This is a genomic window from Streptomyces sp. NBC_00335 (assembly GCF_036127095.1).
Taxonomy (GTDB): Bacteria; Actinomycetota; Actinomycetes; order Streptomycetales; family Streptomycetaceae; genus Streptomyces.
Window position 1 is genome coordinate 4,529,770 of record NZ_CP108006.1, and the last position, 12,179, is coordinate 4,541,948.

General features: G+C 70.7%; 11 protein-coding genes. 4 read left to right on the top strand and 7 right to left on the bottom strand.

Translation table 11 applies throughout. The annotated features are described in order from the left end of the window. The first annotated feature begins 74 nt into the window (after positions 1-74). Entirely contained in the window at positions 75-632 is a 558-nt protein-coding gene (locus OHA37_RS20335) for a GNAT family N-acetyltransferase (protein WP_266907223.1), read from the top strand. Here the strand turns inward: OHA37_RS20335 and OHA37_RS20340 are convergent. The 7 genes from OHA37_RS20340 to OHA37_RS20370 all read right to left on the bottom strand — a co-directional run bounded on the left by OHA37_RS20340 (position 629) and on the right by OHA37_RS20370 (position 9,145). Next, the gene (locus OHA37_RS20340; RefSeq protein ID WP_266907225.1) at positions 629-2,320 is read right to left on the bottom strand and encodes a type VI secretion protein; all 1,692 of its coding nucleotides are present in this window, start codon (positions 2,318-2,320) and stop codon (positions 629-631) included. The two genes, OHA37_RS20335 and OHA37_RS20340, sit on opposite strands and share 4 nt — an antisense overlap. A 1-nt stretch (position 2,321) precedes the next feature. Continuing rightward, a complete protein-coding gene (locus OHA37_RS20345; RefSeq protein ID WP_266907227.1) occupies positions 2,322-3,737 on the bottom strand; it encodes an ATP-binding protein in 1,416 nt (471 codons plus the stop codon). A 19-nt stretch (positions 3,738-3,756) separates the two neighbouring features. Further along, the gene (locus OHA37_RS20350) at positions 3,757-5,319 is read right to left on the bottom strand and encodes an SCO6880 family protein (protein WP_266907229.1); all 1,563 of its coding nucleotides are present in this window, start codon (positions 5,317-5,319) and stop codon (positions 3,757-3,759) included. Continuing rightward, complete coding sequence (locus tag OHA37_RS20355; RefSeq protein WP_266907231.1) at positions 5,316-6,620, bottom strand: hypothetical protein; 1,305 nt, start codon at positions 6,618-6,620, stop codon at positions 5,316-5,318. Before OHA37_RS20355 ends, OHA37_RS20350 begins: the two co-directional genes overlap by 4 nt. Then, on the bottom strand, positions 6,610-7,422 hold the full coding sequence (locus OHA37_RS20360; protein WP_266907233.1) for a hypothetical protein: 813 nt from the start codon (positions 7,420-7,422) through the stop codon (positions 6,610-6,612). The genes OHA37_RS20355 and OHA37_RS20360 overlap by 11 nt, the downstream gene beginning before the upstream one ends. 85 nt (positions 7,423-7,507) lie before the next feature. Beyond that, positions 7,508-7,816: a hypothetical protein gene (locus OHA37_RS20365; RefSeq protein WP_031145169.1), complete on the bottom strand. Its 309-nt coding sequence runs from the start codon at positions 7,814-7,816 to the stop codon at positions 7,508-7,510. Positions 7,817-8,293: 477 nt separating this feature from the next. Beyond that, positions 8,294-9,145 carry a pentapeptide repeat-containing protein gene (locus OHA37_RS20370; RefSeq protein ID WP_266907235.1) on the bottom strand — a complete coding sequence of 284 codons (852 nt, stop codon included), beginning with the start codon at positions 9,143-9,145 and terminating at the stop codon, positions 8,294-8,296. Positions 9,146-9,244: 99 nt separating this feature from the next. On the opposite strand from OHA37_RS20370, the gene OHA37_RS20375 reads away from it, so the two are divergent. From OHA37_RS20375 to OHA37_RS20385, 3 genes are all read left to right on the top strand, one after another. Continuing rightward, on the top strand, positions 9,245-9,853 hold the full coding sequence (locus OHA37_RS20375) for a LysE family translocator (RefSeq protein WP_266907237.1): 609 nt from the start codon (positions 9,245-9,247) through the stop codon (positions 9,851-9,853). A gap of 53 nt (positions 9,854-9,906) precedes the next feature. Continuing rightward, positions 9,907-10,755, top strand: coding sequence for a thioesterase family protein (locus OHA37_RS20380; protein ID WP_266907239.1), 849 nt, complete (start codon positions 9,907-9,909; stop codon positions 10,753-10,755). 347 nt (positions 10,756-11,102) lie between these two features. Then, the gene (locus OHA37_RS20385) at positions 11,103-12,119 is read left to right on the top strand and encodes a C40 family peptidase (RefSeq protein WP_323182347.1); all 1,017 of its coding nucleotides are present in this window, start codon (positions 11,103-11,105) and stop codon (positions 12,117-12,119) included. Positions 12,120-12,179 lie beyond the last annotated feature (60 nt).

A 12,179-nucleotide genomic window follows, 5' to 3' on the forward strand; every position in this document is an offset into this window, starting at 1 on the left:
ACTTTGGGTTTTCGAGTTTGGGGTGGGGAAACTCGGGTGAAGGTGGGGCGGCCGGCTCATTAGGATCCCGAGGTATGAACGAGTACGTGATACGTCCTGTACGGGCCGAAGAGTGGGACAAGGTGAAGGAGCTGCGGATCGCGGCTCTGCGGGATCCGGCCGCGCCGGTGGCCTTTCTGGAAACCCTCGAGCAGGGTGAGGGAAGGAGCGACGAGTTCTGGCAGGAGAGGGCTGCCGGGGCCGCTGCGGGGCGGGGCATACGGCAGTTCGTGGCCGAGGGGCCTGATGGGGTGTGGGCCGGGTCGGTGAGCGTCCTCGTCGAGGAGGCCGGCACGACCGACATCTTCGACGGAGAGATCGAGCAGGCCCAGGCGCACCTCGTGGGCGTGTTCGTCCGGACCGGGCACCGGGGAACCGGGCTGACCGAGGAGCTGTTCGCCGCCGCGCTGGAGTGGGCCTGGGGGTTGGAGGAGCCGGTGCTGGCGCGCGTACGGCTCTTCGTGCACGAGGAGAACGCGCGGGCCGGGGCGTTCTACCGGCGGTTCGGGTTCGTGCACAGCGGGAAGGTCGTGCCGATGCCGACCGACCCGTCCGCGAAGGAGCTTGAGTACGTGTTCCCGCGGCCTGCCTAGCGGGCGGCTACGGGGAGGTCCGCCTCCGGCCAGCGGGAGCGGGCCTGTTCGCGGCTGCGGCACAGGGCGAGGAGCGGGAGCGTCGTGTCCTGGAGCAGCTGCGGCAGTTGGGGGATCGGGGCCACGGCGGCGACGTCCTCGAAGACCAGGGTCAGTGGTGGGTCGAGCCGACCGTCGGATGACCGTGCGGCCATGCGGCGGCCGTGCTCGACCACGCTCGAGGCGAGTGCGGTCAGCAGCGGCATCGCACCCGGGTGGGCACGAGGGTCTTCCAGGGGTTCGCCCACCACGTAGAGGGTGCCCCCTTCGGAGACGAACGATGCCAGGGCGAGCGAATCGCTTCGGTTCGGGGTGCAGGATTCCCGGATGTGGATCGAGGAGAGGGCCGTCAGGGCCCGGGCCGTGAGGTGTTGGGCCTGTTCGCGGCGGTCGGGGTGGGCGGTGAGGGCGCTCTCCAGCTCACCGGCCGCGCCGGGGGCGGCTGTTGCCGCCTGGGGGTGGGTGCGCAGGATGCGGACCGGCTCTTGGGCGTTGGTGCCCTGGGCCCAGCGGTGCAGCTGCTTGAAGGGGCGGTTGTCCAGGGCGGCGGCCTGGAGCCAGCTGCGCAGGAGCGTTTCCGCGGTGTCCGCGAGTGCGGAGTCCATGCGGGCCTGGGGGCGGACCGGGGCGAGCAGCGCGATGGCGCGGGCGGCGGCGGTGTCGCGGTCCGCGCAGCCTTCTGTGGGGTTCCAGTGGATGCGGGCCGGGGTGTCGCAGAGGTGGGAGGGGTCGTAGAGGAGGACGGGGCCCAGCTTGGAGCGGGCGTCCTTGGTGTCCGACCAGAGGGTGGGGGAGGACGTGATCACGAGGATGGCGCCTTGGGCTGCCGCGATGGCTGCTTCGGCGGCCGTGGTTCGGACCTCCGGTGGGGCGTAGGTCATGCGGTGGCTTTGGGGTGGGGTTGCGGGTGGGGCCGGGGTCGGGGCGTAGCCGAAGCCGTAGCGGTACGCCTCGTCCGTGGGGGAGGGGGCGGCGCTGGTGCCTGGGGCTCTGGCCCCGGGCCCCCGCGCCTCAAACGCCGGCGGGGCTGGGATTGGCTGCGATGCCTGTGCCTGTGCCGACGGGGCGGGGATGGGGTGGGGCTTGGTGGGGATGGGGACCGTGGCGGGGTGCGGCGCCGTTGCCGGGGGCCAGCCCCCGGGCCCCCGCGCCTCAATCGCCGGCGGGGCTGGGATTGGCTGTGGACCCGTGGTCGGGTGCGGCGCCGTTGCCGGGGGCCAGCCCCCGGGCCCCCGCTCCTCAAACGCCGGAGGGGCTGGATTGGGCTTCGGTCGGCCTGGAGGGTGCGGCGCCGTTGTCCTCCGGGCCTTGGTGCGGGCGACGATGCCCAGGGTGAAGATGGCCAGGACCAGGAGGATCAGGAGCTGGCTGATGAACAGGCCCCAGAAGAGGCCCCAGTTGGAGAGGGCCTCGGGGGGTGTGTCCGGCCAGGCTGCCGGGATGTTCTGGGGTTGAGCTATCAGCGAGCGGACCGCGGTCGGGGTGCGGGTGAAGGTGACCTTGTCCGGCCAGGCGCCCTTCGCGAAGAGGGCTGCCAGGCCGGTGGACGTCCAGGTGAGGACGGCCAGGCCGAGGAGGAAGGCCAGGAGGCCTACCAGGAGGCCGTCCGGGATGCCGCCCTGGGGGCGCTGGTCCGTGCTGTTGGGCATGTCAGGCCACCGTGGTCGCCGAGCCGCCGGCGTTGCGGTGGCGTTCCATCAGGAGTGCGCGCTCCTCTGTCTCCAGTTCGGCGGCGAGGAGGTCGTCGGGCAGGCGGTGCTGGACCGAGGATTCGGTCATGGCGCGGTCGGTGAAGACCAGGGGGCGTTCGGCTTCCGTGATCAGGTGTTTGACGACCTGGACGTTGCCGTTCACGTCCCAGACCGCGATGCCGGGGGTGAGGGTGGGGATGATTTCCACCGCCCAGCGGGGGAGGCCCAGGACGCGGCCCGTGGCGCGGGCCTCGTCCGCCTTCTGGGCGTAGATCGTGCGGGTCGAGGCCATTTTGAGGATGGCCGCGGCTTCGCGGGCCGCCGCGCCGTCCACTACGTCCGAGAGGTGGTGGACGACTGCCACGAAGGACAGGCCCAGGCGTCGGCCGAACTTCAGGAGGCGCTGGAAGAGCTGCGCCACGAAGGGGCTGTTGATGATGTGCCAGGCCTCTTCGACCAGGAAGATGCGCTTCTTGCGGTCCGGCCGGATCCAGGTGTGTTCGAGCCATACGCCGACGATCGCCATCAGGATCGGCATGGCGATGGAATTGCGGTCGATGTGGGAGAGGTCGAAGACGATGAGGGGGGCATCGAGGTCGATGCCTACCGTGGTCGGGCCGTCGAACATGCCTCGGAGGTCGCCGTCGACCAGGCGGTCGATGACGAGCGCGACGTCCAGGCCCCAGGCGCGGACATCGTCTATGGCCACGTTCATCGAGAGCGCCGATTCGGGCTCGGGGTGGCGCAGTTGCTCGACGATGTCCATCAGGACCGGCTGGCGGTCCGTGATGGTTTCCACCACGTAGGCGTGGGCGACCTTCAGGGCGAAGCCGGAGCGCTCGTCCAGGCCGTGGCCCATGGCGACTTCGATGATCGTGCGGAGCAGCGCGAGCTGGCCCGTCGCGGTGATCGCCGGGTCGAGGGGGTTGAGGCGGATCCCGTCGTTGTTCGCGGCGATGGGGTCCAGGCGGATGGGGGTTATTCCCAGCTGCTGGGCGATGAGGTTCCACTCGCCGACGCCGTCCTCGCCCTGGGCGTCCAGAACGACGACCTGGCGGTCCCGGAAGCGGAGTTGGCGTAGGACGTAGGTCTTCTCGAGGGCGGACTTGCCGTTGCCCGACTCGCCTAGGACCAGCCAGTGGGGGGCCGGCAGCTGCTGGCCGTAGAGCTGGAAGGGGTCGTAGATGTACCCCTTGCCGCTGTAGACCTCACGGCCGATGATGACGCCCGAGTCGCCGAGTCCGGGGGCGGCGGTGGGGAGGTAGACCGCTTGGGCCTGGCCCGTGGACGTGCGGACGGGGAGTCTGGTGGTTTCGACCTTGCCGAAGAGGAAGCTGGTGAAGGCGTCCGTCAGGGCGGACATGGGATCTCGCATGGGCGGCCATTCCCTCCAGCTAGCGTCGGATGCCGGTGGCGAACGGCAAGGTGTTGACGAAGGCGCGGTGGTGCTCGCGGTCACACCATTCGAGCTTCAGGTAGGACTTGCCCGCCGAGGCGCGGATGGTGCGCTTGTCGCGGGCGAGGGCTTCGGGGGAGCGGGAGGAGACCGTGATGTACCCGACCAGGTTGACCCCGGCGGCGCCGCTCGCGAGGTCTTCGCCGCGCTGGTCGAGCCGGCCGTGCGCGGCGATGTCGCGGGGGTCGACGGTGCGGTTCATCTTGGCGGCGCGGCTGGCGTCGGCCTCGTCGTTCGTCTTCTCCGTGAGCATGCGCTCGATGGCGATCTCGGTGGGTTCCAGGTCCATGGTGACGGCGACCGTGCGGATCACGTCGGGGGTGTGGACGAGGAGCGGGGCGAGGAAGTTCACGCCGACCGGGGTCATCGGCCACTCCTTGACCCAGGCCGTGGCGTGGCACCAGGGGGCGCGGGTGGAGGACTCGCGGGTCTTGGCCTGGAGATAGGTCGGTTCGACGGCGTCCAGTTCGGCGGGCCAGGCGTTGCGCTTGGTCATGGCCTGGATGTGGTCGATGGGGTGGTCCGGGTCGTACATGGAGTGCACGAGGGAGGAGAGGCGGCCCTGGCCCAGCGGCTGGCGGACGCGGATGTCGGCCTCGGCGAGGCGGGCGCAGATGTCGGTGAGCTCGCGGGCCATGACGATGGCGAGGCCGGCGTCGCGGTCGACCCTGCGGCCCTTGTGGGGGGTCGCGGCGCGGGCGATGGTGTGGGCCTCGGCGGCGAGTTCGCGGGTGAAGTGGATGCAGGCGACGAGGTACGCGCGGTGCTGCTCGGAGGAGGTCGACACCATCGACTGGAGCTGGTCGTACGAATCGCGCAGCCAGACCGGGGCGTTGGTGTCGCCGCGGGCGGCCACGTCCTTGTCGTGGGCCTCCGGGTCGGCGGGCAGGGTGCGTACGAGCATCTGGAGGCGGGTGACGAAGCCGTCGCCGTTGGCCACGTGCTTGAGGAGGGTGCCGAAGCGGTCCACGAGGGCCTCTTGGTCCTCGCTGTCGCGCAGGCCGACGCCGGGGCCCTCGATCTCGATGGCGGCGGTGACGGTTCTGCGGTCCGCGTGGAGCAGGACGGCGATCTCGTCGGGGCCGAAGGGGGCGGCGAGCCAGTTGATGCGGCCGATGCCGGGGGGCGGGCCCACCTCGACCTCGCGGCCGTCGCCGGCGCGGATGCCGGCCTCCATGGCGCCGGAGCGGAACGTCGTGCCGCGGCGCAGGGTGCGCTTGTAGCTGCGGTTGATTTCGAACCAGCGGTAGAAGGTGCGGCCGCGGTAGGGGACGTAGACGGCGGCGAGGGCGAGCATCGGGAATCCGGCGAGGGAGACGATGCGCAGGGTGAGGGCGGGGACGAGCAGGCCGCTCATCATGCCGAGGAACGCGCCGACGATGATCAGGGCGATCTCGCCGGTCTCGCGGTTCTTGCCGACGATCGCGTTCGGCCGGGCCCGGCCGATGAGATACGTGCGGCGGGGCGTGACCGGGTGGAGCTGGTGCGACTGGGTCGTCACCGCCCGTCACCTCCTGTGTTCCTCGTGCTGGAGCCCGTACGGGGCGGGGGTGCGGCGGCGGGGGCGCCGCTGTTCCCGCCGCCGGAGCCGCGGCTGCTGTGGGCGGCCATGCCTCCGGAGATCTGGTTGTCGCCGCCGGCGCGGTGGGCGCCGCCGCCGCTGTTTCCGCCGCCGCCGCCGCCGCGGCTGCTGTGGGTCTTGATGCCCTGGGAGACGAGGGAGGCCGGGGAGCTGATGACGGCGGCTGCCTGGGCGCCGTCGGTGGCCTTGCTGCGGTTGGTGCGGGCGGAGGCGATCTCGTCGCCGAAGCCGGGGACGAAGCGGTAGATCATCGCGGAGGCGAAGATCGCCAGCAGGATGATGGCGAGGCCGGAGACGACGGCGGAGAAGGCGTTCGGGCCCTTGTCGCCCGCCAGGGCTCCGGCGAGGCCGAGGACGATGACGATGACCGGCTTCACGAGGATGACGGCGATCATGATGCCCGCCCAGCGGCGGACGTGGCCCCAGAGGTTGCGGTCGACGAGGCCGGCGTAGACGACGGTGCCGAGCAGGGCGCCGACGTAGAGGAGCGCGGCGCGGATGACCAGTTCCAGGCAGAGGATGCCTGCGGCGAGCACGGTGACGAGGGCGACGACGATCAGCATGATCGGGCCGCCGCCGATGTCGTCGCCCTTTTTGAGGGCCTCGGCGAAGGAGCCGAAGAAGACGTCCGTCTGGCCGCCGGTGGCGGAGGCGATGACCTCGGTGACGCCGTCGGTGGCGGAGACGACGGTGTAGAGGATCAGGGGGGTGAAGGCGGAGGCGAGGACGGTGAGCCAGAGGAAGCCGATGGCTTCGGACATGGCGGTGGTGAAGGGGACGCCGCGGATGGCTCGTTTGGCTACGGCGAAGAGCCAGAGGACGAGCGTGAGGATGGTGGAGGCGGCGAAGACGATGGCGTACTGCTTGAGGAAGGCGCCGTTGGTGAAGTCGACGTTGGCGGTGCCGTTGACCGCTTTGCTGAGTTCGCCGACGATCCAGGCTGCGGCGTCGGCGCAGCCCTTCGCGAGGGAGGAGAGGGGGTTGAGGGCGTCGGCGGGGTCGCTGGGGGCGAGGCCTGCGCCGGGGCCGTTGGGGCTGGTGCCTTCTCGGTTGCAGTACTGCTTCGCCGGTCCGATCAGCAGGTCGCACGGATCGTCGCTGGGCAGTCGCGACGGGGTTGGCGTGGGGCTCGGGGCGGCGTAGGCACGGGTCGCCAGGCCTGCGATGGCCAGTTGGGCGGAGGTGACCAGGCCGACCCGGAGCCTGAGGCTAGCGGGCATAGGTGAAGCCTCCGAACTCCTTGACGGCCTTGCTGATGTCCTCGGAGGGCGACGCGACCGCGTCACCGGGAACCGGTGCCGGACCGTCCTGCTGGGAGTCGGAGACGACCTTCCAGTCTCCGCTCGACCAGACCAGTTCGAACGTCCAGGTCTTCCATGTGGTGCGTACCGGGTCGGTGGACTTCGGACCGGACATGCCGATGAGGCCGGTGTACCAGACGGAGACCGTCGCGCTCGTGGGCGCGTAACTGTCGACTCGGGTGCCGACGGGGACGGCGCGGGTGACGAAGGAGCTGCCCTGGGGAGGGTTGCCGTTCGCGTCGAGTCCGAGCTTCGCGAGGAACGGAGCGGAGTACGCCTCGTCCTGAGGAGCTCTCATCTTCGACGCGACGTCAGGGATGTAGATCCCGTCCACGAGCGCGTGCCGGGTGTTCTTTCTGAACATCCCGTCAGAGCCCAGCGCCACCGCGTAGTTCGCCGCCGCGGACTGGGCGCCCTGTTCGGTCTGGGCGAAGCCCTTCGGGATGCCTGCCGACTTGCCGTCCACCGGGGCCACGCCCGTGGCCGCCGTCGGGTTGGTGGCGGTGGGGGCCTTGTCGGCGGTCGGGGGGGTGTCCGGGGTGCGGGACTGGTTGGCGAAGGCGATGGCTGCGATGAGGAGGACCACCACGCCGACGACCGTGACCAGGCCTCTGGAGGTGCGGCGCGGTGGGGCGTACGGGTCCGAGGGCTCGGCGAAGCGGGTACGGGTCTGGCCGGTGCCGCCGACCTCGCCGCCACCGTATTGGTCGTCGGTGCTCATTCGGTGTTCGCCCCCTCCGCGTCGTACGACGGTAGCGCTGGTATCCGCGCAGGCGCGGCGTGGTGAGTCCTCATCAGGGCTCGGGCTAGACGGCCATTCCGTAGACGATCGTGAAGAGGGTGCCCAGTGAGCCGATGATGAAGACGCCCGTCAGGCCGGCCACGATGAGGCCCTTGCCCTGTTCCGCGCTGAAGGTGTCGCGCAGTGCGGTCGCGCCGATGCGCTGCTTGGCCGCGCCCCAGATGGCGATGCCCAGGCAGAGCAGGATCGCTACGGCCATGACCACTTCGATCATGATCTTCGCCTCGTTGCCGAGACTGCCGAACGGCCCCCAGTTCGGGGCGATTCCGCCGATGATGGTGGTGATGTCGCCCTTTTCGGCTGCCAGGATCATGTAACTCACCGCCCCTGTATGGGTAGTTCCGGTAGCCCGTGCCCGGACGGCAGGGGTCACGCTCTATCTTCCCTGATGAAACCGCCGTCGGATGTCGACTTGACTGCTCTCTTTACCCGATCTGTCGCCCCGGGTGTCGTTCGTATGTCCTGACCTGGGGTCGGGCGGCGTGTGGGGGAAAGAACGTATGGTCACTCTGTGTATCACGCGGGGTGACTGCGGGCAATGATTGTCGTCCCGGTGGGCTGGGTGGCTCCCGTGGGGGCGCCGTTTGGCGCAACGGGTCGCGGTCCGGTCGACCGTACCGATGGCGTTCTCCGACATTCCGTCAGCCGTCGCGCCTGGTCGTTGGTTGCGGGCGCGGTGCCTGCGGGGGTGTCCGGGGCCGGGTTGCGGGTGGATGCGCCGGGGGCGCACGCGTGTCCGGTGTGCGCCGTCCGGCGTCGAGCCGGTTGTCGGGGCCGGCCTGCAGCCGCCTTACGGGAGCCAGTGCGCGGGGCGGGTCAGGGAGGGCGGGATGCGGGTCGCGGGGTTGCCCCGGGCCGCGTTCAGCTGGGGCTGCGTGAGGAAGAGGGCGTCCGTGAGGTCGGCGTCGCGCAGGTCGGTGTCGCGGAAGTCCGCGCCGATCAGGTCGGCCGTGCGCAGGTCGGCGCCGCTGAGGTCGGCGGCGATCAGGTAGGCGCCGCGGAGGTTGGCGCCGCGCAGGTCGGCTCCGGGGAGGCGGGCGCCCATCAGGTCGGCGCCGCGGTGGTTCTTCTTGCGGCCCGCGACCTTGGCCCGTACGAGCTCGCTGGTCTTGAGGAGCAGGGTGTTCACCTGTTGGCGCAGCGGGGTGATGTCGAAGTCGGCGAGGGCCTCGGGGGTCGCCGCGGTCCACCGGGTGGTGTCGGTCAGGGTGGTGCGCAGGTCGGCGTGGAGCGGGCGGGCCGCAGGGAGGGTGAGGGCCTCGATGAGGTAGGAGAGCAGCTCGTGCAGGTTCCGCATCACCGGGAGGACCGCGAACATCGCGCCGGCGGTGTCGGGGTGGGAGCGCCAGTCGCGGCCGCCGAAGGTGACCTGGGAGACCTGCTGGCCGGCGCCGAAGCAGTCGAAGACGGTGCAGCCCTGGAAGCCCTGGTCGCGCAGCTTGGTGTGGATGCCGCAGCGGAAGTCCTGCCGGAGGTTCTTGCAGGGGGTGCCGGCGGGCTTGTTCACGGCGAAGTCGGTGGACTTGGAGAAGGGCAGGGCCACGCAGCAGAGCGCGAAGCACTGGGAGCAGTCCGCTTGCAGGAGGGGGAGCGGAGCGGGGGCGGCGGGGCGGGCGGGGCCGGAGGGGGGAGGCGTGGGCACGTCCTCATTGTCTCCCCGTGGGGGACTTGGGTGGCCGTCGGGTGTCCGTGACGCGGAAAGCTCTTGATCGCCGCGGGCGGGTCCGGGGAGCATCGCCGTATGACCGAAGTGATCGCAGTAGCCGTCATCACCTTCCTCGCCGTCATCAGTCCCGGCGCGGACTTCGCCATGGTCGTGCGCAACAGCTACCTCTACGGGCGGCCCACCGGGCTGTTCGCGGCCGCGGGGGTCGCGGCCGGGGTGCTGGTCCACGTCTCCTACACGATGCTCGGGGTCGGTCTGCTGATCGCCTCGTCCGCCGAACTGTTCACGGTGATCAAGCTCGCGGGCGCCGCGTACCTGGTGTGGATCGGGATACGGACCTTCCGGGCGCGCACCGAGGTGGCCGTGGACCTGGAGGAGAAGGGCGGGCTGACGCCGCTCGGGGCGCTCCGGAGCGGGTTCCTGACCAACGTGCTCAACCCGAAGACCACGCTGTTCGTCGTGTCGACCTTCACGCAGGTGGTGGGGCCGGGGACCCCGGTGTGGCAGCAGGCCGGGTACGGGCTGTTCATGTCGGCGGCGCACCTGGGGTGGTTCGGGGCGGTCGCGCTGTTCTTCTCCAACTCCCGGCTGCGCGACCGGATGCTGAAGGCGCAGAAGGCGCTGAACCGGGCCATCGGCTCGGTCCTGGTGGGGCTCGGGGTGGGGCTGGGCTTCGCCCGCTGATCCTTTGGGATGGGGCTGGCGGGCCCTGATTACCAGTCGGTAGCGTGGCGCTCATGGGTGCCGAGAGTGGTGTCAGCGATCTGAGTGATGTCAGCGACGTCAGCGATGTCAGCGATGTTGAGGGGTTCTACGAGCGGATCGACGCGGGGCGGTTCCTGGCGACCGGCTACACGCGCGGCCCGTGGGATCCGGGTTCGCAGCACGCCGGACCGCCGGCCGCGCTGCTCGGGCGGGCGATCGAGGAACGGCCCGGCGGGCGCACCGACATGCGGATCGCCCGGATCACCTACGAGATCCTGCGCCCGGTGCCGATCGGCCCGCTGGAGCTGACGACCAGTGTGCTGCGGGCCGGTCGCGGTACCGAGGTGGTCGAGGCGGCGCTCGCCCCCGCCGGGGCCGCGCCCGTGATGCTGGCGCGGGCGCTGCGGATCCGGGTGGCGGGGGAGTCCGTACCGTCCGTGGTGCCCGGGCCGGAGCTGCCGCCGCCGGGGGAGGTGGGGCCGACGCCGTTCTTCCCGGTGCCGTGGGAGAAGGGCTACCACTCGGCGATGGAGACGCGCTTCACGCGGGGCGCGTTCGTCGAACTCGGTCCCGGAACCTGCTGGATGCGGATGAGGGTGCCGCTCGTCGCCGGGGAGGAGGCGCGGCCGCTGGACCGGGTCCTGGTCGCGGCGGATTCGGGGAACGGCATCAGCGCCGTGGTGGACTTCGGGCGGTACCTCTTCGTCAACGGCGACCTCACCGTGCACCTGCACCGCCATCCGGCCGGTGAATGGGTGGGCGTGGAGGCCCGTACGAGCGTGGACGCGGCGGGCATCGGGCTGGCGGACGCACGGTTGCACGACGAGAAGGGGCCGATCGGGCGGAGCGCGCAGAGCCTGTTCGTGGCGCCCCGGGGCTAGGCCGTCTCTTCCGGATCTTGCCTGGCCCGCGCCGCCCGGCACCGCGCCTCGCCGCCTTGGCGGAACGCCAAGTACGTCCAGTACTCCGGCGCCCCGCCAAGGCGCCGATGCACGGCACCGGACGACGCGGGCTCAACCGGCAAGATCCGAAAGAGACGGCCTGGGTGCAGAGTGCGGGTCGGTGGCGCCAAATAGGTCGTATCGTCCTATGAGTTCACTCGTCTGCCGGGATCCGTGCTCCAAGTGCCCCGGGTGGGGCGGTTCCTGCGGCGGTCCCCCGGCGGGATGATTCGACACGGGGTGGTGGGAGCCCCGGGAAAAGCCGTTCGATGGGGGAAGGTTGGCGGGTGCGCAGACTCTGGGTGGTCGGTGGAATCAGCTTCGGGGCATGCCTGTGCTTTCTCGCCCTGCTCGTGGTCGGTACGTACTCGGCGGCCGCGGGCATCGCCGGCGTGGGCGGGCGGGCCGGCGGGCTCGCGAAGGGTGCCGTGCCGGGGAAGTACCAGCCCCTCGTGCAGAAGTGGGGGAACCTCTGCCCGACGCTCAGCCCGGCGCTGCTGGCGGCCCAGCTGTACTCGGAGAGCGGCTGGAACCCGAGCGCGGTGAGCCCGGCCGACGCGCGGGGCATCGCGCAGTTCATCCCGGGGACCTGGGCGACGCACGGCATCGACGGGGACGGCGACGGCGACCGTGACATCTGGGACCCGAACGACGCGATCCCGTCCGCGGCTTCGTACGACTGCGAGCTGGCGCGCTACGTGTCCAAGGTGCCCGGGGATCCGGTGAAGAACATGCTGGCCGCCTACAACGCGGGTCCCGGCGCGGTGAAGCAGTACGGGGGCGTCCCGCCGTACCGGGAGACCGAGGGGTACGTGAAGACCATCACGAACCTCGCCAAGAGCTTCGAGGCCCCCGTCGGGCGGGTGGCGCCCTCGCAGCAGGCCGCCGGGGCCATCTACTTCGCGCAGAAGCAGCTGGGGACCCCGTACCTGTGGGGCGGGAACGGGACGCCCGAGCAGGGCGGGCGGTTCGACTGCTCGGGGCTGACCAAGGCCGCGTACGAGTCGGTGGGGATCGATCTGCCGCGCGTGGCGAACGACCAGTACAACGCCGGTCCGCATCCCTCGCGCGCGGAACTGCTGCCGGGGGACCTGGTGTTCTTCTCCGACGATCTGACGAACTCGCGGGAGATCCGGCACGTCGGGCTCTACGTGGGCGGCGGCTACATGATCAACGCTCCGTTCACCGGAGCCGTGATCCGCTTCGACAAGATCGACACGCCCGACTACTTCGGCGCGACGCGCGTGACGAAGGACGGGGCGGAGGCCCTGCCCCGGCACGAGGTCGTTGGCAACGCAGCGTGAAGCGAAGGCCCTGAGCTGCAACGATGAGTCACTCTTCGATAACGTTGGGGTGATCATTCG

Excerpts from the sequence above, each read along its gene's own strand:
- OHA37_RS20335 (WP_266907223.1), top strand. The coding sequence starts at position 75 with ATGAACGAGTACGTGATACGTCCTGTACGGGCCGAAGAGTGGGACAAG.
- OHA37_RS20340 (WP_266907225.1), bottom strand. The coding sequence starts at position 2,320 with ATGCCCAACAGCACGGACCAGCGCCCCCAGGGCGGCATCCCGGACGGC.
- OHA37_RS20345 (WP_266907227.1), bottom strand. The coding sequence starts at position 3,737 with ATGCGAGATCCCATGTCCGCCCTGACGGACGCCTTCACCAGCTTCCTC.
- OHA37_RS20355 (WP_266907231.1), bottom strand. The coding sequence starts at position 6,620 with ATGCCCGCTAGCCTCAGGCTCCGGGTCGGCCTGGTCACCTCCGCCCAA.
- OHA37_RS20360 (WP_266907233.1), bottom strand. The coding sequence starts at position 7,422 with ATGAGCACCGACGACCAATACGGTGGCGGCGAGGTCGGCGGCACCGGC.
- OHA37_RS20365 (WP_031145169.1), bottom strand. The coding sequence starts at position 7,816 with ATGATCCTGGCAGCCGAAAAGGGCGACATCACCACCATCATCGGCGGA.
- OHA37_RS20375 (WP_266907237.1), top strand. The coding sequence starts at position 9,245 with ATGACCGAAGTGATCGCAGTAGCCGTCATCACCTTCCTCGCCGTCATC.
- OHA37_RS20380 (WP_266907239.1), top strand. The coding sequence starts at position 9,907 with ATGGGTGCCGAGAGTGGTGTCAGCGATCTGAGTGATGTCAGCGACGTC.